Annotated in this window: 20 protein-coding genes; 11 read left to right on the top strand and 9 right to left on the bottom strand. The window is 66.1% G+C overall.

All coding sequences use genetic code 11. The features are described 5' to 3' along the window. Positions 1-43: 43 nt before the first annotated feature. The 4 genes from CEY05_RS11840 to bamC all read left to right on the top strand — a co-directional run bounded on the left by CEY05_RS11840 (position 44) and on the right by bamC (position 3544). Complete coding sequence (locus CEY05_RS11840; RefSeq protein WP_088601016.1) at positions 44-670, top strand: L-threonylcarbamoyladenylate synthase; 627 nt, start codon at positions 44-46, stop codon at positions 668-670. Between the two features lie 3 nt (positions 671-673). Beyond that, the gene (locus CEY05_RS11835; protein ID WP_088601017.1) at positions 674-1321 is read left to right on the top strand and encodes a site-2 protease family protein; all 648 of its coding nucleotides are present in this window, start codon (positions 674-676) and stop codon (positions 1319-1321) included. Between the two features lie 149 nt (positions 1322-1470). Next, the gene (gene dapA, locus CEY05_RS11830; RefSeq protein WP_088601018.1) at positions 1471-2376 is read left to right on the top strand and encodes a 4-hydroxy-tetrahydrodipicolinate synthase; all 906 of its coding nucleotides are present in this window, start codon (positions 1471-1473) and stop codon (positions 2374-2376) included. Between the two features lie 19 nt (positions 2377-2395). Further along, positions 2396-3544: an outer membrane protein assembly factor BamC gene (gene bamC / locus CEY05_RS11825; protein ID WP_088601019.1), complete on the top strand. Its 1149-nt coding sequence runs from the start codon at positions 2396-2398 to the stop codon at positions 3542-3544. Between the two features lie 105 nt (positions 3545-3649). Here the strand turns inward: bamC and CEY05_RS11820 are convergent, their stop codons facing one another. The 5 genes from CEY05_RS11820 to mutS all read right to left on the bottom strand — a co-directional run bounded on the left by CEY05_RS11820 (position 3650) and on the right by mutS (position 9359). Beyond that, entirely contained in the window at positions 3650-4081 is a 432-nt protein-coding gene (locus CEY05_RS11820) for a carboxymuconolactone decarboxylase family protein (RefSeq protein ID WP_088601020.1), read from the bottom strand. Between the two features lie 89 nt (positions 4082-4170). Continuing rightward, on the bottom strand, positions 4171-4602 hold the full coding sequence (locus tag CEY05_RS11815) for a GNAT family N-acetyltransferase (RefSeq protein WP_088601021.1): 432 nt from the start codon (positions 4600-4602) through the stop codon (positions 4171-4173). A gap of 348 nt (positions 4603-4950) precedes the next feature. After that, positions 4951-5184: an endopeptidase gene (locus CEY05_RS31240; RefSeq protein ID WP_088601022.1), complete on the bottom strand. Its 234-nt coding sequence runs from the start codon at positions 5182-5184 to the stop codon at positions 4951-4953. A gap of 223 nt (positions 5185-5407) precedes the next feature. Further along, the gene (locus tag CEY05_RS11805; protein WP_088601023.1) at positions 5408-6589 is read right to left on the bottom strand and encodes a cupin domain-containing protein; all 1182 of its coding nucleotides are present in this window, start codon (positions 6587-6589) and stop codon (positions 5408-5410) included. A 118-nt stretch (positions 6590-6707) separates the two neighbouring features. Then, on the bottom strand, positions 6708-9359 hold the full coding sequence (mutS, locus tag CEY05_RS11800) for a DNA mismatch repair protein MutS (protein WP_088601132.1): 2652 nt from the start codon (positions 9357-9359) through the stop codon (positions 6708-6710). A 181-nt stretch (positions 9360-9540) separates the two neighbouring features. Between mutS and CEY05_RS11795 the strand changes: the two genes are divergently transcribed. Next, the gene (locus tag CEY05_RS11795; RefSeq protein WP_088601024.1) at positions 9541-10794 is read left to right on the top strand and encodes an FAD-binding oxidoreductase; all 1254 of its coding nucleotides are present in this window, start codon (positions 9541-9543) and stop codon (positions 10792-10794) included. An 85-nt stretch (positions 10795-10879) separates the two neighbouring features. On the opposite strand, the gene CEY05_RS11790 is transcribed toward CEY05_RS11795, so the two are convergent. Next, positions 10880-12106: a GGDEF domain-containing protein gene (locus tag CEY05_RS11790; protein ID WP_088601025.1), complete on the bottom strand. Its 1227-nt coding sequence runs from the start codon at positions 12104-12106 to the stop codon at positions 10880-10882. Between the two features lie 18 nt (positions 12107-12124). Next, positions 12125-13018 carry a LysR family transcriptional regulator gene (locus CEY05_RS11785; RefSeq protein WP_088601026.1) on the bottom strand — a complete coding sequence of 298 codons (894 nt, stop codon included), beginning with the start codon at positions 13016-13018 and terminating at the stop codon, positions 12125-12127. Positions 13019-13119: 101 nt separating this feature from the next. Between CEY05_RS11785 and CEY05_RS11780 the strand changes: the two genes are divergently transcribed. Together CEY05_RS11780 and CEY05_RS11775 are read left to right on the top strand one after the other, a co-directional pair. Continuing rightward, positions 13120-13938 carry an alpha/beta fold hydrolase gene (locus CEY05_RS11780; RefSeq protein ID WP_088601027.1) on the top strand — a complete coding sequence of 273 codons (819 nt, stop codon included), beginning with the start codon at positions 13120-13122 and terminating at the stop codon, positions 13936-13938. A gap of 96 nt (positions 13939-14034) precedes the next feature. Further along, complete coding sequence (locus tag CEY05_RS11775) at positions 14035-14586, top strand: NADPH-dependent FMN reductase (protein ID WP_088601028.1); 552 nt, start codon at positions 14035-14037, stop codon at positions 14584-14586. A 167-nt stretch (positions 14587-14753) separates the two neighbouring features. On the opposite strand, the gene CEY05_RS11770 is transcribed toward CEY05_RS11775, so the two are convergent. After that, complete coding sequence (locus tag CEY05_RS11770; protein ID WP_088601029.1) at positions 14754-14972, bottom strand: dodecin; 219 nt, start codon at positions 14970-14972, stop codon at positions 14754-14756. Between the two features lie 277 nt (positions 14973-15249). Here CEY05_RS11770 and CEY05_RS11765 point away from each other — a divergent pair, with 277 nt between their 5' ends. Next, on the top strand, positions 15250-15780 hold the full coding sequence (locus CEY05_RS11765; RefSeq protein WP_088601030.1) for a DUF6496 domain-containing protein: 531 nt from the start codon (positions 15250-15252) through the stop codon (positions 15778-15780). Between the two features lie 87 nt (positions 15781-15867). On the opposite strand, the gene CEY05_RS11760 is transcribed toward CEY05_RS11765, so the two are convergent. Then, a complete protein-coding gene (locus CEY05_RS11760) occupies positions 15868-17250 on the bottom strand; it encodes an MFS transporter (protein ID WP_233161473.1) in 1383 nt (460 codons plus the stop codon). Positions 17251-17762: 512 nt separating this feature from the next. On the opposite strand from CEY05_RS11760, the gene CEY05_RS11755 reads away from it, so the two are divergent. The 3 genes from CEY05_RS11755 (at position 17763) to CEY05_RS11745 (ending at position 21580) form a co-directional block, all read left to right on the top strand. Continuing rightward, the gene (locus CEY05_RS11755; protein ID WP_233161472.1) at positions 17763-19322 is read left to right on the top strand and encodes a pyridoxal-dependent decarboxylase; all 1560 of its coding nucleotides are present in this window, start codon (positions 17763-17765) and stop codon (positions 19320-19322) included. Positions 19323-19336: 14 nt separating this feature from the next. Continuing rightward, complete coding sequence (locus tag CEY05_RS11750) at positions 19337-20734, top strand: RimK family alpha-L-glutamate ligase (RefSeq protein ID WP_143220397.1); 1398 nt, start codon at positions 19337-19339, stop codon at positions 20732-20734. Between the two features lie 231 nt (positions 20735-20965). Next, complete coding sequence (locus tag CEY05_RS11745; RefSeq protein ID WP_233161471.1) at positions 20966-21580, top strand: antibiotic biosynthesis monooxygenase; 615 nt, start codon at positions 20966-20968, stop codon at positions 21578-21580. The last annotated feature ends 67 nt before the right edge of the window (positions 21581-21647 follow it).

The following is a 21647-nucleotide window of genomic DNA, read 5'->3' as shown; positions in this document are numbered from 1 at the left end:
TCGCACGCGCGGATGCCGCAATGCAGGATGTTAGGATAATCGCATGGCGCAATTTTTCTCCGTACACCCCGCGAACCCCCAGCCTCGCCTGTTGAAGCAGGCCGCGCAGTTGCTGCGCGACGGCGGGCTGGCCGCCGTTCCCACCGATTCAAGCTACGCGGTCATCGCGCGGCTGGATGATAAAGCCGCGGCCGACGGTTTGCGTCGCTTGCGAGGTCTGGATGAGCGGCATCATCTTACGCTGATCTGCCGTGATCTGGCCCAGATCGGCCATTTCGCCCGGGTCGACAACCGCCAATACCGCCTGCTGAAGGCGGCCACGCCCGGTCCCTACACCTTCATCCTGGAAGCCACGCGCGAAGTGCCCCGGCGCGTGTCCCATCCTTCGCGCAAGACCATAGGCATCCGGGTACCCGAGCATCCCGTGACGCTGGGCTTGCTGGAACTGGTGGGCGAACCCTTGCTGTCGACCACCCTGATCCCCGACGGCGAAACCGAGGCGCTGAACGATGGCGAACTCATCCGCGAACGTTATGAACATGAGCTGGCGGCGATTGTCGATGCCGGCGCCTGTCCCGCGCAATCGACGACGGTGATCGACTTGACCGGCGCCGATCCCCAAGTGCTGCGCCTGGGCCGCGGCGACCCCGCCCAGTTAGGAATCGCCTGATTCATGAACGATCTCATCCAGTCGATCGCCATTTATGCGATCCCCGTCATATTCGCCATCACCCTGCACGAGGCGGCGCATGGTTTCGCGGCGCGCGCCCTGGGCGACCCGACCGCGTGGCAAATGGGACGGGTCAGCCTGAACCCGGCGCGCCATATCGACCCCGTCGGCACCCTGCTGGTGCCCCTGATGATCCTGCTGGCGTCCAAGCTGCTGGGCAGCCCCGGGCTGCTGTTCGGCTGGGCCAAGCCGGTGCCGGTGGACTTCGGCCGCCTGCGCCGTCCCAAGAAGGACATGCTGTGGGTGGCGGCGGCCGGGCCGGGCGCCAATCTGCTGATGGCCATCCTGTGGGCCCTGATCCTGCGCCTGCTGTCCGAAGCGGGGGGGCTGGACGGGTTCTGGCTGAAGATGGCCTATGCGGGCGTGATGGTCAACCTGGTGCTGATGGCCTTGAACCTGCTGCCCTTGCTGCCCCTGGACGGCGGGCGTATCGTCTTCAGCCTGCTGCCGCACAAACTGGCCTGGCAGTACTCGCGCATCGAACCCTACGGCACGATGATCGTCCTGCTGCTGCTGTTCACCGGCTCGCTCAGCTTCTTCATGCACCCCTTCCTGGCGCTGGGTGGGGCCATCGTCAGCTGGTTCCTGTAAGAAATTTCTTAGGAACCGGCCGGAAATCGGCAGCTTTCTCCACGATTGCCCGTTGCTCGCTAGGAATTTCGCCGGTATCCGGTAAACTCCCGGGTTTCACGGATTAAGGCCGCGGGCAATCCCGTCCCCGGCCCTGGAGCCCCTCCACGATGGCATCCTCGGCAAACGCCGCTGGCGTAAATTTTCAGGGCAGTATGGTGGCCCTGGTCACCCCCATGCATCCGGACGGCACGCTGGACTACGCCAGCTACCGCAACCTGATCGACTGGCACGTGGCCGAAGGCACCGATGCATTGGTCGTGGTCGGCACCACCGGCGAGTCGCCGACCGTGTCGATGGACGAGCATGCCGAACTGATCCGCGTTGCAGTGGAACATGCGGCTGGCCGCATCCCTGTCATCGCCGGCGTGGGCGCCAACTCGACGGATGAAGCCATCCACCTGACGCGCCATGCGAAGTCGGTGGGCGCGCAGGCGGGTCTGTCCGTCGTGCCTTACTACAACAAGCCGAGCCAGGAAGGGCTGTACCGCCACTTCCGCGCCGTCGTCGAAGCGGTCGACCTGCCTACCGTGCTGTACAACGTGCCGGGCCGCACCGTGGCCGACATGAGCAACGACACCGTGCTGCGCCTGGCCCAGGTGCCCGGCATCATCGGTATCAAGGACGCCACCGGCGATATCGCCCGCGGCGCGCTGCTGCTGCGCGAAGCGCCGGCCAGCTTCCAAGTATTCAGCGGTGACGATCCCACCGCGGCCGCGCTGATCCTGCTGGGTGCGCGCGGCAACATCTCTGTGACCGCCAACGTCGCGCCGCGACTGATGCGCGAACTCTGTGCGGCAGCCCTGGCCATGGACGTGCCCAAGGTGCGTGAACTCAATGCACGTCTTGCGCGTCTTAACAAGGCGCTCTTCATCGAGGCAAACCCCATTCCCGTGAAGTGGGCTTTGGCACATATGGGGCGTATGCCCCTGGGCTATCGCCTGCCGCTGGTTGAACTCGGCGACCAGTACCACGCGACGGTAAAGGCCGCGCTCCAGGACGCCGGTCTGCTCTAAAGGATTTATGAGGATACGTATGAACAAGCGCTATGCCGGCCTGTCGGCATTGATTACCCTGGTCTTGCTGGCCGGTTGCAGCGAAGTTAATCAGTTCCTGGGTAAAGAAGAATCCATCGACTACAAAAGCGCGAGCACGCAGCGGGTCGATCCCCTGAGCATCCCGCCTGATCTCACGCAGGCCGCCAACGACCCGCGTTACCGCGCGCCGGCGACCGGCTCGACCACGTTCTCGCAATACCAGGCGCAATCGCAGGCACAGGCGACCGAGACCAAGGTCAACTCGCCCGCCAGCGGTGTACTGCCGGCTCGTACCGACATGCATGTCGAGCGTGACGGCGACCTGCGCTGGCTGGTGATCGAGGGTCCGCCGGACCAGGTCTTCCCCAAGATCGTCGACTTCTGGACCAGCAACGGTTTCAACATCGAGACCAATAATCCCGCCGCCGGCCTGATCGAGACCAACTGGGCGGAAAACCGCGCCAAGATCCCGGAAAGCTGGCTGCGCCAGGCGCTCGGGATGCTGATCGAACAAGCCTACGATAGCGGCGAGCGCGAGAAATTCCGCACCCGCGTCGAACGCGTCAATGGCCATACCGAAGTCTTCATCAGCCACCAGCACATGGTGGAAAAGGTGGTGGGCGCCGCCAACGTCGAGGCCTCCAACACGCAGTGGACCTATGGCAAGGAAGATCCGGGCCTGAACGCCGCCATGCTGGCGCGCATGATGGTCTTCCTGGGTACCGACACGGACAAGGCCAAGACGCTGGTGGCCAATGCCGAACAGGCACCGCAACAGCGTCCGCAGGTGCAGGACGTGCGTGCCGATGGCGCCTTGCTGAACGTGAATGAGTCCTTCGATCGCACGTGGCGCCGGGTTGGCGTGGCGCTGGATTCGGGCGGCTTCACGGTGGATGACCGCGACCGTTCCGCTGGTGACTACTTCGTGCGCTACTACGATACCGATACCGGTGTGCAGAACGAGCAGCCCGGCTTCTTCGGCCGCCTGTTCTCCAGCAGCGACAAGAAGGCACAAGCGCCGCAATACCGCGTTCACCTGGCGGGCCAGGGCGATACCACGCAGATCACGGTGCTCGACACCAATGGTCAGCGTAACAACACCCCGACTGCCCAACGTCTGCTCGGCGTGTTGCGCGACAAGATGTAATCGCAGGACGCCGTCCGGTTCAAGCGGACGGCGGGTTTGACAAAGCCAAGGGCCGCCCTTCTGGAGACAGAAGGGCGGCCCTTGGCTTTTGGGGCGTCCGTGATTTTATTGGCGCATGCCGATCGCCATGCGGTTGAAGGCGCTCATCAAGGCGATGGCGAAAGTCAGGTCGGAAATCTCCACGTCGCTGAAATGCGCCTTGAGGGGATCGAAGTCCGCATCGGGTGCGTGCGTGTGGGCCACATCCACCAGCGCTTCGGTCCAGGCCAGGGCGGCGCGTTCGCGTTCGTCGTAATGCGCGCTGACGCGCCAGCCGGCCAGGCCGTCGAGCTTGGCCGCCTGTATGCCGCCTTCACGCAGGGATGCGGTGTGCATTTCCAGGCAGAAGGCGCAGCCGTTGATCTGCGAGATACGCAGGTTCACCAGTTCGATGAGCTGCTTGCCCAGGCTGCTTCTGGACAAGGCTTTCTTGGTGGCGATGAAGCCGGCGTAGGCTTCGGGGGATAGGGTGTTGTAAGGCAGGCGCAGGGTGCTCATGGAATGACTCCGTGGGGTGTGGGTACTGGCGGTGATGCGGCGTGTGTGCCGCGGGCTTGCCGGCAGGGATCGCGCTGTCGTCGCGACGTTTACAAAGCCTGGGCGAAATGCATGCCTTGCGACAGCAGGCCTTGGCGAAAATAGAAGCGTTGGGCCAGGGCATTGCCAAGGCCGGTATCGAGGATGAATTTCGCGCAGCCATGCTGGCGCGCTGCTTCGCGTACGGCGGCTATCAGTTGTGCGCCGACGCCTTGGCTGCGGACGTGGTCGGCGGTGACCAGGTCATCGAGGTAGAGAAAGCGGCCGTAGATCAGGTTTTCCTGCAGGCGGTAACCGGCCAGGCCGACGACCTGGTCGTCCTGCCAGGCGGCCAGCAGGCGGTAGCTCTGCTCGCCCTGCCGCCGCACTTGCGCGGCGTAGGCTTGCGGGTCGGTCAGATGAGGACGCAGGGCGCGCATGACTTCGAAGCTGGCGGCGTAGTCCTGGTCGGATTCGAGGTGGCGCAGGTGTAGCGTGGACATGATCCTTTCCTTGTCGTGGCCCTGGTCACTGGCGATCGGTGATCGCTGTCCGGCCAGTGCCGATGTCGTCACTTTAGGAGGATCATGCCCCACAGAAAAGGTGCAAGAACTGCTTAAATGGCTAGGCCATGATTGTCATGAGACCGATCGTCAAAGCTACCTTGCCGCGGTTGTCTCGGTGAAGCCGTCTCCCGCCTCTCATTCGGGAGAGATGAAAATCAAAAATATCGATGACCTTCCATGGCGCCACGATAGAAAAGCCCCGCCGGGCCACGCGCGCGAGGGAATGTTTTCCCTGGCCTGCGGGTCCGGCGGGGCCGGTACTGCGAGTACTAAGACTAGACTGTCTTACTTCGGGGCGGTCGTCGAGCCACCCGTGGACGGCGCCGGCGACATGGCGCCGCCAGGAGCCGTCGTCGAAGGCGCCGTGGTCGAGGGCGCGGTGGTGGACGGCGCCGTCGTGGCGGGCGCCGAGGTGGAGGGCGTCGAGCCGCCAGCAGCGGGCGCCGCATCTTCCTTCTTGTTGCACGCCGACAGCGACACGGCAAGCACGGAAGCGAGGATCAGGGTTTTGGTCATCATGAGCAGTTCTCCTTTTAGTGAATCATTCCCCCGGATCGCGAGCCGACACCTAGGGAAATCACTAATCCAGGCTAAAGGAAACCATCCCTCGATTGAGTAGGAAAATTAAAGCTTCCTCGTCCCAAAGGAAACAGGCCTTGCCATACTGTGTCGTGTTTTGCTTGATGTGACGATAAAGGCCCTATCCCGGGCCTTTGTGCACTCTGGAAACGTCCAGCGCTTGTCAGACGGCGATATACCGCAACCACCCGTCATCCAGCCATTGGGCCAGCACGTCCTGCTCGGCCTCGCCGGGCCGGGCCGTCGCGCAATCCAGCACGCGCTCGTCCGCCAGCCTGCGCATCAAGGCCGAGGGCGGCACGGGCGCCACCTCGCCGTTGATGAATAGCTGCCGTTGGCGATACAGCATGCGGCTGCGCCGGTCCAGCACCAGGCGACCCTGCGCGGGCCACTCGACGGCAAGATCGACATCTTCCGGCGGCAGGCCGTCGAACACCGCGCTGGCCGCGGGTTCGGTCAGCCAGCAACCCAGGAAACGCGTCGCCAGCGCTTCATCGAAACGCAGCTTGCCGACCGCGGCAAGCGCTGCCTCGACCAACGCGTCCGGCAGCGCGGCGGCTTGGGCCACGGCGGGCTGGCCCGGGTCGCGGTAGACGCCTTTCAGGTCCGGGCCGGGCAGCGGCGGTTCGGCGTAGGGGCCCGCCGGCTGGCCCGCGCGCGCCATCACCTGTTCGGCGGCGGCCTCCAGCATGCCACGCGCCAGCACGGCCTGACTGGGCGAACGGAAGCCGATGGAGATGGTCATGCAGTCGCCCAGCGCGATACCGTCGTGCGCCACTTGCGGCGGCAGATACAGCATGTCGCCCGGGTCCAGCACGTGGTTTTCCTCGGGCTGGAAGTCGCGCAGGATCTTCAGCGGCAGGCCGGGCTGCAGGCTGAGGTCGCGCTGGCGGCCGATGCGCCAGTCGCGCTGGCCAACCGCCTGCAGCAGGAACACGTCGTAGCTGTCGAAATGCGGACCGACGCCACCGCCGTCGGTGGCGATGCTGATCATCAGATCGTCCAGGCGCGCATCGGGAATGAAGCGGAACTGCTGCATCAGCGCCGCGGCGGCGTCGTCATGCAGATCCACGCCCTGCACCAGCAGCGTCCAGCCTGGTTCGCCGGCCTTGGGCAGGCGCGCGAAAGGTCCCTGTTCCATCTGCCACACGCCGTTCTCGCGCCAGATCAGGCGGGCCTCGACGTCGTCGTTGCGCGCCAGGCGCTTGATCCCCGCCATGGTCAGCGGCGGGCGGAAGGCGGGGATGGCCTGGCGGATCAGCAACGGCTTGCGCTGCCAATAGCGGCGCATGAATTCCGCCGGCGTGCGGCCGCCGAGGAGTTGCAGGGGAGTATCCGGATTCATGAGTGTCCTGGTTTGGTCTTCGGCATCATATCGCCCGTGGCAACAGGCATTGGCGTGGGCAGCGGCCGCGCCAAGTCAAGGGCAGGAGACTTGGTTTGCGGCATGGCGACGGCAGGCCTTAGCGCATCGCGGCTTTCAAGCGATAAAGGGCATCCAGCGCTTCGCGTGGCGTCAGGCTGTCGGGATCGATGGCGGCCAGTTCGTCGCGCAGCGCGGCCAGTGCTTCCTGGTCCGCGTCCGCATCGGCTCGCGCGGACGCCATGGCGTCGGCCTGCGCGGCGGCGGCGAACAGGCCCAGCTGGGGTGTCGGCGCGCCTTGCGATTCCAGGCGTTCGAGTTCCCGCGTGGCCTGGCGGATCACCGCCGGCGGCACGCCCGCGCGCTGCGCGACCTGGATGCCGTAGCTGCGGCTGGCGGGGCCTTCGCGCACCTCGTGCAGGAACACGATGCCGTTGGCCGATTCGGCCGCCGCCAGGTGGATGTTGGCGGCGGTCGGCTGTTCCGCCGGCAGCCGCGTGATTTCGAAGTAATGCGTGGCGAACAGCGTCAAGGCGCGATTGTGCGTGAGCAGCCGCAAGGCGATGGCCCAGGCCAGGGCCAGGCCGTCGTAGGTCGACGTGCCACGGCCGATCTCGTCCATCAGGACCAGGCTGGCGGGTGTGCTGGCGGCCAGGATGGCGGCGGCCTCCGTCATTTCCATCATGAAGGTGGAGCGGCCGCCGGCCAGATCGTCCGCGGCGCCGATGCGGGTGAAGATGCGATCGATGCGGCCGATGCGCGCACGCGTGGCAGGCACGTAGCTGCCCGTGCGCGCCAGCAGGACGATCAGCGCGATCTGGCGCATATAGGTCGACTTGCCGCCCATATTGGGACCGGTGACCAGCAGCATGCGGCGCGTCGCGTCCAGGCGGCAGCTATTGGGCGTGAAGCGTTCGATGCTGCGTTCCACCACGGGATGGCGGCCGGCGTCGATGTCGATGTCGGCTTCCTCGGCCAGCTCCGGCGCGCACCAGTCGTGGCGCCGCGCGTGGTCGGCCAGCGCGGCCAGGCAGTCGAGTTCAGCCAGGGCGCCGGCGCATTCGGACAAGGCGCGCACATGCGTGGCCAGTGCGTCCATGACCTGCTCGTACAGCCATTTCTCGCGCGCGAGCGATCGGTCCTGGGCCGACAGGACGCGGTCTTCCCACGTCTTCAGTTCGGGCGTGATGTAGCGTTCGACGTTCTTCAGCGTCTGGCGGCGGCGATAGTCTTCCGGCACTTTGTCGGCCTGGCCGCGGCTGACTTCGATATAGAAGCCATGCACGCGGTTGAATTCCACGCGCAGATTGGCGATGCCGCTGCGCTCGCGTTCGCGCGCTTCCAGCTGTATCAGGAAATCGCCGCTGTCGGTGGCCAGGGTGCGCAGTTCGTCCAGGTCACCGTCATAGCCGGTGGCGATGACGCCGCCGTCGCGCACCGCCGCCGCGGGTTCCGCGGCGATGGCTTCCTGCAGCAGATGGGCGATGGCGGGATCGAGATCCAGCCGCGTCGCCAGTTCCGTCACGCGCGGGGAACGCGTCAGCGGCTGCACGGCATCGCGCAGTGCCGGCAAGGCCAGCAGGGCGTCGCGCAGGCTGGCCAGTTCACGCGGGCGTACCGAACGCAAGGCCACGCGCGTGGCTACCCGTTCCAGGTCGGGATAGCGTTCCAGCGCGGCGCGCAGGGTTTCCAGCGGCGTGGCCGCGCCGAATCCACCGCGCGCTGCACTGCCATGCAACGCTGTGGCGGTCGCATTCCCACCGTAGCTGCCGTTGTCGTCCATGCGGTCGGACAGCATCTCGGCGATGGCCGTCTGGCGCGCCAGCACGGGCGCGTTTTCGCGCAGCGGATGGTGCAGCCAGCGGCGCAGCAGGCGGCTGCCCATGGGCGTGCGGCAGCCATCCAGCACGGAGAACAGCGTGGGGGCATCCTCGCCGGACAGCGTCAGGGTCAGTTCCAGATTGCGCCGCGTGACGGGGTCGAGCAGCACGAATTCGCCCAGGCGCTGTGCGCTCAGGCTCTGGATATGGGACAAGCCCTGCGATTGCGTGCGGGCCGCGTAACGCAGCAGCGCGCCGGCGGCGCAGATGGCGGCGGGCATGTCCTCGACGTCGAAGCCAGCCAGGTCGTCGGTGCGGAAGTGGGCCAGCAACTGTTGGCGCGCGCCGTCGCTTTCGAAGTGCCAGTCCGGCACGCGGCTGCGGGCGCCGTCGAAACTGAAGTCGAATTCGGCGCAGTCGGCGTAGATGACTTCGGCCGGCCCGATGCGATGCAGTTCGGATTCGAGCTGCGCCGGCGCGCACTCGGTGACGTGGAATTCGCCGCTGGCCAGGTTCAGCCAGGCGATGCCGGCGCGTGGCGAACGGCCGCCGCTGACGTGCACGGCCGCCAGCGACCGGTCGGCCTTGGCCGGCAGCAGGGCTTCATCGGTCAGCGTGCCGGGCGTGACGATGCGTACGATGCGGCGTTCCACCGGCCCCTTGCTGGCGGCCGGGTCACCGATCTGTTCGCAGATGGCGATGGATTCGCCCAGGGCGACCAGGCGCGCCAGGTATCCCTCCATCGCGTGCACCGGCACGCCTGCCATGGGGATGGGCTGGCCGGCGGAGCTGCCGCGCTTGGTCAGCGTCAGGTTCAGCAGCCGCGCGCCCCGTTCGGCGTCGTCATAGAACATTTCATAGAAATCGCCCATCCGGTAGAACAGCAGCAAGGGACCCGCCTCGGCTTTGAGGCGCAGGTACTGTTGCATCATGGGGGTATGGGAGGGATCGATGGCGTGCGACACGGTTCTCTTAAGCAGTCTGAAACTCAGGCAATTTTTGGCTTGCGAGACGCATTGTAGGCCCGCCGGACCGCGCCGACCTGGATAATGGCGGTTTGCAGCCACCGGCCTGGGCCGGATCTTGCGGCATCAGAATCATCGGCAGACTTGTATGAATGAAAAGAACGAAGTGCTCGTGATTGGCGGCGGTGTGGTCGGTGTCACTTGCGCGGTGGAACTCCAGCGCCGTGGTGCCCGCGTCACGCTGGTGGATCGCAAGGAGCCCGGCAGCGAAACTTCCTATGGCAATGCAGGCGTGCTGGCGACGAGTTCGCTGGTGCCGTTCAACAACCCCAATCTGTTGCGCAATCTGCCAACGCTGCTGAAGAACAAGGGCGTCGGGTTTCGCTACAACCCGTCTTACCTGATGTCCATGGTTGGCTGGGGCGCGAAGTTCCTGTTCAACGCCAGGCGTGCCCGCTACGAAGAGACCGCCGCCGCGCTGCATGGATTGATATCGCTGTCCGCCACCGAGCATGGCCGCTTGTTGCGCGAGGCGGATATCACGCACCGGCTGCGTTCCAATGGCTGGATCTTCCTGTACCGCAACGCCGGGAGTTTCGCGGGCAGCGCCCTGGCGCGGCAGACCTATGACCGCTACGGTGTGTCGTACAAGCTGTTGAGCGAGCGCGAGATTGCCGACATGGAGCCTGGCCTCACCGCCGGATTCCATCGCGGAATCTGGATGGACGGCACATCCTCGGTGGACAGCCCGGGCGCCGTGACGAAGGCCTATGCCAGGCTGTTCGCCGGACAGGGCGGAACCCTGGCCCGGGCGTCGGTGTCGCGCCTGCGACAGCTGGAGACCGGGCGCTGGCAGGCCGCGACGGCCGGAGGTGACCAGCTGGAGGCGGACAGGGTGGTGGTCGCGACGGGACCATGGGCCAACGATGTGCTGGCCAGCCTGGGCATTCGCGTTCCCATGGCCTTCGAACGTGGTTACCACATGCATTTCGGCACGCGTAACGGCGCCACGCTGAACCGGCCCGTCTACGACGTGGCGGGCGGTTATGTGCTGGCGCCGATGGAGCAGGGGATACGCCTGGGATCGGGGGTCGAACTGAATGACCGCGACGCTGACCCGGACACGACGCAACTGGATATCTGCGAGCGGACGGCCCGCGCGATATTCCCGCTTGCCGACAGGCTGGAGAGCATTCCCTGGCTGGGCCGGCGGCCGACCTTGCCGGACAGCAAGCCCGTCATCGGCGAGACGCCCGGACGCCGCGGCCTGTGGCTGGCTTTCGGGCACCAGCACATAGGCTTCAATACCAGTGCGGGCACCGCGGCCCTGCTGGGCGCGCTGATGTATGGAGACAAGCCGCCGGTCGATCCGCAGCCGTTCAGGGCTGCGCGTTTCATTTGACAGCGGCCCGCCCCGGCCGGCCTTCCGTGCGCGCCTGGATACCTGGAAGAGAATCGATGTGACGGCGGTCGCCAGGCCTGTCGTATCAGGCCGCCGAGGGCATGGGTTTGCGGGCTACCTCGACCCGATTGCGGCCGGCATGCTTGGCGGCATAGAGCGCCGCATCGGCGGCGCCGATCAATGCCTCGGCCGTGTCCAGGCCGGTGCGCGCCGTGATGCCGATGCTGATCGTGACGCTGGTCAACTGGCCTGGGGCGGCCAACCGCAGGTCCTGCACCGCGACTCGCAGCCGCTCCGCGGTCTGGATCGCTTCACCCAGCATTGAGTGCGGCAGCAGCACGGCGAATTCCTCGCCGCCGAAGCGGGTCAGCAGGTCCGCATGCCGCAGATGCGATTGCAGGCATTGAGCGACTTGCCGCAGGCAGGCATCGCCGGCGAGGTGCCCATGGCGGTCGTTGAACGCCTTGAACAGGTCGATATCGACCAGCAGCAGCGCACCGGCTGCCCCGGGTTCAGCCAGAAATTCGTCCAGCGTCTTGTCCAGCTGGCGCCGATTGGGAATGTTGGTCAGGGCATCGGTATAGGACAGGTCGGCCAGCGCGGCGTTCGTGGCCGTCAGGTTCTCGTTGCGCAGGCGGTCACGCAGCCCGTGCAGGTAGATCCGGCGTGAGGCGCGTTCGAAGGTATGCGCGCCCAGCAGCGCCGGAAAGAGCAGGGTGGTCATGAAGCCGATCAGGAACATGGCATCGTCATGGCTGATTTCCGGGCGGCTGGACAGCGTCAGCGCATACACGCCGATATTGGCCACGAAGAACGCAGCGGCCTGGCGAAAGCGCAAGCGGACGAAGATCAGGACGAAGCTGGCTGGCGGAATGGCCAGCAGGAAATCCCTGAGCGTGGCGGGGCTCGGCTTGATCGCAACGATCAGGATGGCGGCCAGGGTGGCGAGCAGGCAGCATGTCAGCAATGCCGTTTCACGGATGGCCGAGGGAGTGCTGTCGCGCAGCCAGAGATGCCGGATGGCGAATGCGAGAAGGCTGGGCACGGTCAGCTGGATGGCGACACCGTGCCAGTCAGGCTGCGGGATGATGGTCAGGTTCAGCAGTACGCCAAGGATGAAATAGAGCGACGCGCCCCACAACACGATGAAGCGCAGTTCCTTGACCCGCTCCGATGCGATGTCCTGCTCGTAGCGGGCCTGCAGCACCGCGGGAAAGGCCAGCCGAAAACCGGATCGCGCCAATTCCGCCTTGGCCATTGCGTCCAGATCGGGCCGGGCTTGCCCCGAGGCGGTTACTGCGGTTTGCGGCATGGGTGTCCGGTCCTGTATTTATCTGGCAAACCATGCTGCCAGGAAGTCGACGAAGCTGCGCACGGTCGCGGGCATCAAGGTGCGATGGGGCAGCAGGGCATGGAAGGGCAGGATACGGGCGGCCCATTGCGGCAGTATGCGGATCAAGCGGCCCGTCTTCAGGTGCTGGTCCACCACGAACGAGGGTGCCAGCAAGGGGCCGCGCCCCAGCAGCGCCAGCTCGACCAGGAAACCGATGTCCGACGCCCGGGTCCTGCCCGCGAGCTTGACGCTCACCCGCCTGTCCTGATCATCCGTCAGCGTCAGGCGTTGCGGGGCTGCCGTCTGGGTGTAGATCAGGAAGGCGTGCGCCGCCAGCGCCTCGGGCGTCGCCGGCGCGCCATGCCTGGCCAGATAGGCGGGAGACGCGAGCAGCACCAAGGGAAATTGCCCCAGCTTGCGCGCCACGAGGGCGGTGTCCGGCAGGTCGCCCAGCCGCAATGCCACGTCGAAGCCGGCTGCAATGAGGTCGACTTCGCGCTCCGCCAGATCCAGGTCGATGGAGACGTGCTCGTGCCGGGCCAGGTAGGCGTCCACGGCGGGGGCCAGTACGGTATTCGCGAAGGCCAGCGGCGCGGCGACCTGCAAGTGCCCACGCGGCTCGGCCTGCAGGGCGCCGGCATCGGCCTCCGCATAGGAGATCTCGTCCAGGATGGCGCGGCAGCGTTCGAGATACGCACGGCCACCATCCGTCAGGCTCAGCTTGCGCGTCGAGCGGTTGACCAGGCGGATGCCGAGCCGTGTTTCCAGTGAAGCGAGATGCCGGCCGGCCATCTCGGCGGACAGCCCGTTCCTGCGCGCGGCGGCAGCCAGGCTGCCGCCGTCGATGGCGTCGCGGAATACCGTCATGCTGGTCAGGGTGTCCAGGGACATTATCTATTTTTAGTACTGAATGATTCAATTACAGGCCTGATTATCACCTGCTGGGTTTGGATCAACAATAGGTCTCCTTTCGACGTTCTCCGGGACCTGCCATGACTGAATCGATCACCCTCCAAGCCGCCCACATCCATTACGAAGACGTAGGCGACGGCGTTGCGGCCGCCGACGGACCGGCCTTTGTCTTCCTGCACTACTGGGGCGGATCCTCGCGCACGTGGCGCCATGTCATCCGGCTGCTGGCGCCCGCTGCGCGCTGCATCGCCGTGGATCTGCGCGGCTGGGGTGCGTCCAGGCCGCTCGATGGCCGGTACGACATGGAAGCGATGGCCGGGGATGTCCTGGCGCTGGTGCAGCACTTGGGCGTGAAGCGCTACGTCCTGGTGGGGCACTCCATGGGCGGCAAGGTGGCGCAGCTCGTGGCGCGAGGCAATCCCGCGGGCCTGGCCGGCGTGGTGCTGGTGGCGCCGTCGCCTCCTGGCGGCATGCCCGTTCCCGTGGAAGTGCGCGCGGGGATGCTGGCGTCGTACCAAAGCGCCGAAGGTGTCGCGCAGGCCTTGGGCATCCTGGCCCACCGGCCGCTCGCCGACGCCGACAGGCAACAGGTGATCGCGGACACATTGGGCGGCGCCGACCGGGCGAAGTCGTACTGGACCGAAGCAGGGATGACCGCCGACATCGGCGACATTGCCGGCATCGCCGTGCCCGTGCGAATAGTGGTGGGAGACCACGACCAGGTAGAGCGCGCCGATGTGCTGAAGCCGCTCTACGCCGGTCTCCTGCCTGCGGCGCAATTCCAGGTATTGGAAGGCGTGGGGCATCTTTCACCGTTGGAAGCCCCCGAGGCAGTGGTCCGTTGCTGCGCCGATTTACTGCATGCCGCCTGGCGATCCGGTCATACCAATTCAATCTGAACTTTACGACCGGCCAAAGCAGCAGCGTGCCGCCATTGCCCGGTCACGTTCCGGTCTCTACACTGGGTCTTCGTGTCCAACGATGAGGAGCGTTTCATGAACTACGACATCGCCGTTCTGGTGGGCAGCCTGCGCAAGGGCTCCATCAATCTTCAATTGGCCCATGCTTTGGAAAAACTGGTGCCGGAGAACGTCACTTTCAAGTACGCCAGCCTGGCTGACATTCCGCTCTTCAACCAGGATGATGAAAACGATATGCCCGCCGCGGCCGCGGCCCTGAAAGCGCTGATCGCTGGCGCGCATGGCGCGCTGTTCGTGACGCCGGAACACAACCGGTCGGTACCGGCAGCGCTGAAGAACGCCATCGACTGGGGCACTCGCCCCTGGGGGCAGAACAACTGGAACAACAAGCCGGTGGGCATCGTGGGCGCATCGCCCAGCGCCGCGGGTACGGCCCTGGCCCAGCAGCATTTGCGTAACATCCTGGCGGCCGAGGGCGCGCCCGCGCTGACCACGCCGGAAGTTTTCCTGCAGATGAAGGACGGCCTGATCGACAAGGACTTCAACATCACCAACGCCGATACCAAAGCCTTTCTGCAAGGGTGGGTGGACCGCTACGTCGCCTGGGTGGCGAAATTCGCATCGTGATATCTGTGCTCGCCAGTATCCCGACGATCGGATCCTGACGTAAAACCGCGCCCGGAGGCGAGGTGCGCATTTCGGTACAGGCAGGTGCGGCGAACATGCAAAAGCACGGGCGCCGCTACGGAGCCCGCGTTCTTGCTGCGCTTCTCTGCTGCGTTTTTCTGTCGCGATTACTCGCCGGGCTCCTCGATCCGCATGCCGATCTTCAGGCCGACCTGCCAGTGCGCCACCTTGCCGTTTTCGATATGGCCACGCACCGTGGTCACCTCGAACCATTCCACATTGCGCAGCGTCTTCGATGCGCGCTCGATCGCGCGCTGGATGGCGTCATCGCTGGATGTGGTGGACGAACCGACCAATTCGACCTGTTTGTAAACGTGGTTGGTCATGAGTCTTCTCCTGTTCCGCTGGACGGCGGTCGCGCTGCCGACGTGCTCCGCCGGCACGCCTGTGCCGCAAGCGGCGTGCTCAACCGAAGCCTGCTCCGCAGCAACGCACTTCGCGCGGTGAATCCGCGCAAAGACGAGCAGCACGTGGCACTCGGCGTCCGCTGTCGCGGGCGGTTGCGCAAGCCGGGGGCACAAGGTTTGCTGGAGTCGGTACGCACTGACATCGCCGCCAGAAGGCCTCATCAGGCTTGCGGCCTTATTCCAGGAGATATCCATCATGCCGGAGAAGAAAACCGTAGCTCGTGCCGCCCATGACAAGAAACAGGGTAAATCGGCTTCCACCCAGGCTGGCGAATTCGTCAAGGAGCAGGTGGACCGTGTGCGTGAGGGCAAGCATGGCGTCCGCTCCGCCAAGCAGGCTATCGCCATCGGCCTGTCGGAAGCGCGCCGGGCAGGCGTCAAGGTGCCGACCAAGTCGACCGCTTCCGCCGCCACGAAGAAAAAGGCCCATCAGGACGAAGCCCACGCCAAGGAGACGAAGTCCGCTGGAAGCACAGCGCGAAAATCGACGCGCCGCGCCACGGCCACCACACGCGCCTTGAAGCGCGAAGGCAGCGCCGGCGCCTCCAAGCGCGCCCTGTCGGCGCAGACCCGTTCAGCTGCGACCAAGCGCACCGCCGCCGATCGCTCGGCTTCGGCCAAGAAGGCAGCCGCTACGAAGGGCGCCGCCGGCCGCTCCGCGGCAGCCAAGAAGGCCGCACGCACTCGGGCCGCCAACAAGAGTTCGCACGCAGCCAGCCATCGGTAGGATCAAGAACGAAAAGGGAGGCGCTCGCAGCGCCTCCCTATGTCCATTCACGGCTCCAAGCAGGCCTCTCCGTCCCTGCGCCAGGTTCTAGGCAGCCTTGGGCCTGCCATGGCCGCTGATGGCGGCACCGGCGTCCGCGCGCAAGCGCAAGCTGTCGAATATCGCCACCAAGGCGAGCGCCGCCACCGCGGACAGTGCCAGGCGGAATTCCGTCGGGCCGGCCGGCACGCCGCTCAGGCCGGTCGCCCACTCGGCGACCCGCAGCGCAATCGCACCGAACGCAATCCCCATCCCCGCGTTCAGCTGCTGGCAGGCGCTGAACAAGGTGGTCGCACCCGTCATCGAAGCACGCGGCACGTCGGCGAAACCCAGCGTGTTCAAGGCGGTGAATTGCATGGACCGGCACATCCCGCAGAAGAACAGCACGGCACACGTCAACCAGTAGGGCGTCGAGGCGCCCAGCATCGCGCAGCCGGCGAACCCCAGCGCCACCAGCAAGCCGTTCACCACCAACACCCGGCGGAATCCGAAAGTACGCATCACCCAGGAGGTACCCGGCTTCATCGCCAGATTGCCGGCGAACAGCGCCAGCATCAGGCTGCCCGCCTGCACCGGCGTCAACCCGAAGCCCACCTGGAACATCAGCGGTAGCAGGAAAGGCGCGCTGCCGATGGCGATGCGGAACAGGGATCCGCCATACATCGTCACCGCGAAGGTGGGATAACGCAGGGGCGACAGGTCCACCAGGGGATGCTCCACCCGCCGCAGATGGCGCACGGACAGCAGCAAGGCCGCCAGCGCCACCGCCAGCAGTCCCGCTACCAGGGGCCAGTTGACGGTGAGTTCGCCGCACAAGTCCATGGCGTACATGAATACGCTGCATCCCACGCCGGTCAGGATGAAGCCCCACACGTCGAAAGGCCGGCGGCCGCCTGCTTCGCCGTGCACCAGGCGCAGCGTCATCACGATGGCGATCAGGCCCAGGGGCACGTTGAGGAAAAAGATCCAATGCCAGCCCAGATAAGTGGTGATCACGCCGCCCACCAGCGGGCCGATGACCGGCGCCGCCAGGCCCGGCCAGGTGATGATGGCAATGGCTTTGACCAGCTCGGTCTTGGGCGTGGCACGCAGGACGGCCAGGCGGCCGACGGGCACCATCATGGCACCGCCCAAGCCCTGCAAGACCCGCGCGGCGGTGAATTGCGGCAGCGTCTGGGCCAGGCCGCACAGGATGGACGCCACGGTGAACAGGAGCAGTGCGCCGCCGAATACCTTGCGTGAACCGTAACGGTCGGCCACCCAGCCGCTGATGGGGATGAAGACAGCCAGTGCCAGCAGATACGCGCTCATGCCGATGGACATGTCGGCAGCCCGCACGCCGAAGGTGCGGGCCATTTCCGGCAAGGCGGTGGTGATGATGGTGGAGTCCAGCATCTCCATGAAAAACGCGCCGGCCACCAGCCAGGCCACGCCTTTGCTGGCGGACGGGGCGCCGGAACCCGGGCCAGGGCTGGAACCAGAAACTGTAGCTGGGTCAGCGCCCAAGCCAGGGCCTGTCGTGGGGGAATCTGGATTCCCCGGCTTCTGTTGCGGATCGGTCGCCTGCACTGCCATTGTTGCTGCCTCTCGGTATGTCGGTTCCGGCCACCGCCAGCTGCTTGTCCAAACGACCCTTTTCACGAGACTTTCGAAGTGACCCCAATAAAACTTCGTGTGTTGCGGGCGGCGGCGGCGCGGAGCAATCCCGGGCAATTGTAGGTAAATCGGGTCCGCCCTGGGGCTTACCCCTAGCCAAAAGGCCAAAATGGCCGGCAACTGGGCCGCTGATCCGCTGTGCCTGGCGGCGCCCGCGGTGGCAACATTGCCCTTGATACAGCAACCTCATCAATCAGCAACCGGCCCTGCCGCCCCGTCCCGCCACGCACTCCGCGTGGACCTCCGTGTCGACTCCAGGTTGACCGCTGGCCCGACAGTGACGCCCCGTGCCCGAAGACATCTTGCCCTTGTCCCAGCCATCCCTTCCCGTTCCCGCCGAGCCCCACACCTCCCTGGATCCCGCCGATTGGTCCGCCATTCGCGCCCAGGGTCACCGCATGCTCGACGACATGTTCGATTACCTGAGCACGCTGCGTGATCGTCCCGTCTGGCAACCGGCGCCGCCCGCCGTGCGAGCGGGTTTCAGCACCCCGATGCCGCGCCAGCCGACCGAACTGGCCGACGCGCACGCGCGGTTCATGGAAGAGATCCTGCCGTACGCGGTGGGTAACGCGCATCCCGGCTTCATGGGCTGGGTGCACGGCGGCGGCAGCGCCGTCGGCATGCTGGCCGAGACCCTGGCCGCCGGCTTGAACGCCAATCTGGGCGGACGCAACCAGATCCCCATCGAAGTGGAACGCCAGATCGCGCGCTGGATGGCCGAGCTGTTCGGCATGCCCGCGGGCGCGGGTGGCCTGTTCGTCACCGGTACGTCCATGGCCAACCTGATCGGCGTCCTGGTCGCCCGCAGCGCGGCGCTGGGGCGCGCGGTGCGGCAGGCCGGCGTGGCAGCGCAAGCGGATCGTCTGGTGGCGTACACCTCCGTCTGCGCGCATGGCTGCATTGCGCAGGCCATGGACATCGCCGGGCTCGGCATCGAGAATTTGCGCAAGATTCCCGTGGACGAGCAGTTCCGCATGGATCCGGCCGCCCTGCAGGCCGCCATCGATGCCGACCGCCAGGCTGGTCTGCGGCCTTTCCTGATTGCCGGCACCGCCGGGACGGTAGACGTCGGCGCGATCGATCCCCTGACGGCGCTGGCCGATATCGCGGCGCGCGAGCGACTCTGGTTCCATGTCGATGGCGCCTTCGGTGCCCTTGCCATGCTGGCCCCTACGCTGGCGCCCTTGCTCAAGGGCATCGAGCGGGCCGACTCCATTGCCTTCGATTTCCACAAGTGGGGCCAGGTGCCCTATGACGCCGGCTTCATCCTGGTGCGCGACAGCGCGGCCCAGCAGGCGGCTTTCGCGGCCAGCGCCGCGTATCTGAGCCGCGACGATCGCGGGCTGGCGGCAAATTCGCCCTGGCCTTGCGACCTGGGTCCGGATCTGTCGCGCGGTTTCCGGGCGTTGAAGACCTGGTTCACGTTGACGGTGTACGGCGCGAATCACCTGGGCGCGGTCATCGCGCATACCTGCGCCGTGGCGCAAGGGCTGGCCCGGCGCGTCCAGACCGAGCCGCGCCTGGAGCTGCTGGCGCCGGTGGCCTTGAACATCGTCTGCTTCCGTTATCGCGCCGAAGACGCGGCGGCGGCCGACCGCCTGACGGCGGCCATCGTGCTGGAATTGCAGGAGTCCGGCGTGGCCGCGCCATCCACCACCCGCATCGGCGGCGCCCTGGCGATCCGGGCAGCTATCGTCAACCATCGCAGCACGCATGCGGACGCGCAGCGCCTGTTCGACGCCGTGCTGGCTATCGGTGCCCAACTGACCGGGGCAGCGCCAGCGCCAGGGATGGACGATGACGCCATCCCTGCCGTCGCCGCCTTGGCAGGGCGCGAGTCCTGACATCAGGCAAGACCATGACAGAAGCAACGATGACCGATACGACGATGACCGAGACGACTACGACGGCGGCGCAGGCAGCCGCGACCGGCACGGCTGCCTCCGCGCAGCACCCCGACCTCATCGGCAAGGGGCGTTTGATCACTTACGCTTTCCAGCAAGGCGACCTCGACAGCCTGCGCCAGCAGCTGCTCGCGCGGGCCCAGCAGGACGAGGGCGACACCAATGCCGCGTTGGATCTGTCCATGGTCCTGCTGTTGCAGGGCCAGCACGACACCGCGATGGCCCTGCAGCGCCATGCGGTACAGACTCAGCCGCTGTATCACATGCCCGCCGACCGCCAGCCCGCGACGTTGCGGCTGCTGGTCCTGGTCGCTTGCGGCGACTTCCTCGCCAACACGCCGTTCGAATTCCTGGTCGCCGATTCCTCTATCGCGCTGGACATTCTCTACGTGGGCGAAGGCATCCCGGCGCCCGCGCAATTGCCCGAGCATGACGTGCTGCTCGTCGCGATTGGCGAATCGGCCGCCAATCGGCCGCTCCTGGATACGCTGCAGGCACCACTGGCGCAGTGGCATCGCCCGGTCGTGAACCGGCCCGAGCATGTACTGAAGACCTCGCGCGACGGCCTGAGCGCGGCTTTGCAAGGCGCCGAGGGCATCATCGTGCCGGCGATCCGGCGCGTCACGCGGACCGAGCTCGACGCCTTGGCCAGCGGCCAGGCGCGGCCGGCGGACCTGTTGCCGGGTGTGGATTATCCCGTCCTGGTGCGCCCGCTGGATTCGCATGCGGGCCATGGCCTGGAAAAAATCGACCAGCCGGCCGGACTCGCCGCCTACCTTGCCGCCCACGACGGCGCGTCCGGCGCAACGGCCAGCGTTGCCGCCGGCCCCGCCGACGGCCTAGCCGAAGCGCAAGGTGAAACGGCGGTCGGGACAGCTGCTGCGGCCCCAGCCGCGACCTTCTATCTTTCGCAGTTCATCGATTACCGCAGTGCCGATGAGCGCTATCGCAAGTACCGCGTGGTGATGGTGGCGGGCCGGCCCTTCCTGGGCCACCTGGGCATTTCGCCGCGCTGGATGGTGCATTACCTGAACGCGGACATGCTGGAGAACGCCGCCAACCGCGCCGAGGAAGGCGCGCAGATGCAGGGCTTCGACAGCGGCTTCGCCGCGCGCCACGCCGCTGCGTTCGCGCAGATCCACCAACGCGTCGGCCTCGACTATTTCGTCATGGACTGCGCGGAGACGCCCGCCGGCCAGTTGCTCATCTTCGAAGGCGACACCTGCGGCATCGTCCACGCCATGGACCCGGAAGACCTGTTCCCCTACAAGGCCCCCAATATGCGCCGCATCTTCACGGCGTTCCAGGAAATGCTGTTCAAGAGCGCGGGCGTGGGCGCGCGCGGGCAGTAAGGCCGCGCCAGACGGCTGCACAGGGATGATGCACCACCTTGGTGCTTGACCTAGGGAAATCACTGATATGAGGCATGCTGCGGTGCAGTGATTTCGCGCCGTCGCAGCCGTCCGGCTATCCAGGCAGGTGCCATTGCTGCATCGCCGCATTGGCACACTCTTTGCTTAAGTGTACTCAGGGTTATTACCCACCCACGGTTATCACCCATGCCGCCGTAGCAGGAGTACACGATGTCCACGCCCCTCAGCCCCCCCGTGACCATGCTGGTCACCCGCCAGATCACCCCCGAACGCTATAGCGACTTCCTCGCCTGGCTGCGGCAGGGTGAAATCCTGGCCGCCGGCTTTCCCGGCTTTCTGGGCTCGGGTGTGCTGCAACCGCCGGAGGGCGGAGACCAGTACCAGATCGTGCTGCGTTTCCACGATGCGGCCAGCCTGGACCGTTACGAACGCTCATTGCCCCGCCGCATGTGGCTGGAGCGCGGGGCGCAACTCGTGCGCGCCAGCAAGGTCCACCGTGCCACGGGCATGGATAGCTGGTTCGGTCCGCATAAAAGCGCGCCGCCGCGCTGGAAGCAGGCCTTCAGCATCTGGGTGGTGTACTTCCCGGCCTTGCTGACATTCAGCCTGGTCTTCAAGGACACCCTGTCGGCCATGCCCACGTTCTGGCGCGTACTGGTGACCTGTTCCCTGATGACACCCGTGTTGTCCTACGTGCTGATTCCGCTGGTGACGCGCGTGCTGCATAGCTGGCTGCATCCGGGCGTGCCACGCCCGCCGGCGCCCGCGCCGCTGCGCGCCCTGGGCAACCTGCTGCGGCTGCGCGCTGGCCCGGTGCGCCTGTAAAAAATCAGTGCCGAAGGGCGCGGGGCCATCTCCTGGTTTGCGTGGGATGACGCCTCGTCCCTTCCGC

The organism is Achromobacter sp. HZ34 (assembly GCF_002209485.1).
Lineage (GTDB): Bacteria > Pseudomonadota > Gammaproteobacteria > Burkholderiales > Burkholderiaceae_B > Bordetella_C.
Note: the sequence above shows the minus strand (reverse complement) of the source record. Positions and strands in the feature narration are given on the sequence as shown.

What these genes read in the sequence shown, in the direction of transcription:
- CEY05_RS11840 (WP_088601016.1), top strand. Translation starts at nt 44, where the DNA reads ATGGCGCAATTTTTCTCCGTACACCCCGCGAACCCCCAGCCTCGCCTG.
- CEY05_RS11835 (WP_088601017.1), top strand. Translation starts at nt 674, where the DNA reads ATGAACGATCTCATCCAGTCGATCGCCATTTATGCGATCCCCGTCATA.
- dapA (WP_088601018.1), top strand. Translation starts at nt 1,471, where the DNA reads ATGGCATCCTCGGCAAACGCCGCTGGCGTAAATTTTCAGGGCAGTATG.
- bamC (WP_088601019.1), top strand. Translation starts at nt 2,396, where the DNA reads ATGAACAAGCGCTATGCCGGCCTGTCGGCATTGATTACCCTGGTCTTG.
- CEY05_RS11820 (WP_088601020.1), bottom strand. Translation starts at nt 4,081, where the DNA reads ATGAGCACCCTGCGCCTGCCTTACAACACCCTATCCCCCGAAGCCTAC.
- CEY05_RS11815 (WP_088601021.1), bottom strand. Translation starts at nt 4,602, where the DNA reads ATGTCCACGCTACACCTGCGCCACCTCGAATCCGACCAGGACTACGCC.
- CEY05_RS31240 (WP_088601022.1), bottom strand. Translation starts at nt 5,184, where the DNA reads ATGATGACCAAAACCCTGATCCTCGCTTCCGTGCTTGCCGTGTCGCTG.
- CEY05_RS11805 (WP_088601023.1), bottom strand. Translation starts at nt 6,589, where the DNA reads ATGAATCCGGATACTCCCCTGCAACTCCTCGGCGGCCGCACGCCGGCG.
- mutS (WP_088601132.1), bottom strand. Translation starts at nt 9,359, where the DNA reads ATGATGCAACAGTACCTGCGCCTCAAAGCCGAGGCGGGTCCCTTGCTG.
- CEY05_RS11795 (WP_088601024.1), top strand. Translation starts at nt 9,541, where the DNA reads ATGAATGAAAAGAACGAAGTGCTCGTGATTGGCGGCGGTGTGGTCGGT.
- CEY05_RS11790 (WP_088601025.1), bottom strand. Translation starts at nt 12,106, where the DNA reads ATGCCGCAAACCGCAGTAACCGCCTCGGGGCAAGCCCGGCCCGATCTG.
- CEY05_RS11785 (WP_088601026.1), bottom strand. Translation starts at nt 13,018, where the DNA reads ATGTCCCTGGACACCCTGACCAGCATGACGGTATTCCGCGACGCCATC.
- CEY05_RS11780 (WP_088601027.1), top strand. Translation starts at nt 13,120, where the DNA reads ATGACTGAATCGATCACCCTCCAAGCCGCCCACATCCATTACGAAGAC.
- CEY05_RS11775 (WP_088601028.1), top strand. Translation starts at nt 14,035, where the DNA reads ATGAACTACGACATCGCCGTTCTGGTGGGCAGCCTGCGCAAGGGCTCC.
- CEY05_RS11770 (WP_088601029.1), bottom strand. Translation starts at nt 14,972, where the DNA reads ATGACCAACCACGTTTACAAACAGGTCGAATTGGTCGGTTCGTCCACC.
- CEY05_RS11765 (WP_088601030.1), top strand. Translation starts at nt 15,250, where the DNA reads ATGCCGGAGAAGAAAACCGTAGCTCGTGCCGCCCATGACAAGAAACAG.
- CEY05_RS11750 (WP_143220397.1), top strand. Translation starts at nt 19,337, where the DNA reads ATGACAGAAGCAACGATGACCGATACGACGATGACCGAGACGACTACG.
- CEY05_RS11745 (WP_233161471.1), top strand. Translation starts at nt 20,966, where the DNA reads ATGTCCACGCCCCTCAGCCCCCCCGTGACCATGCTGGTCACCCGCCAG.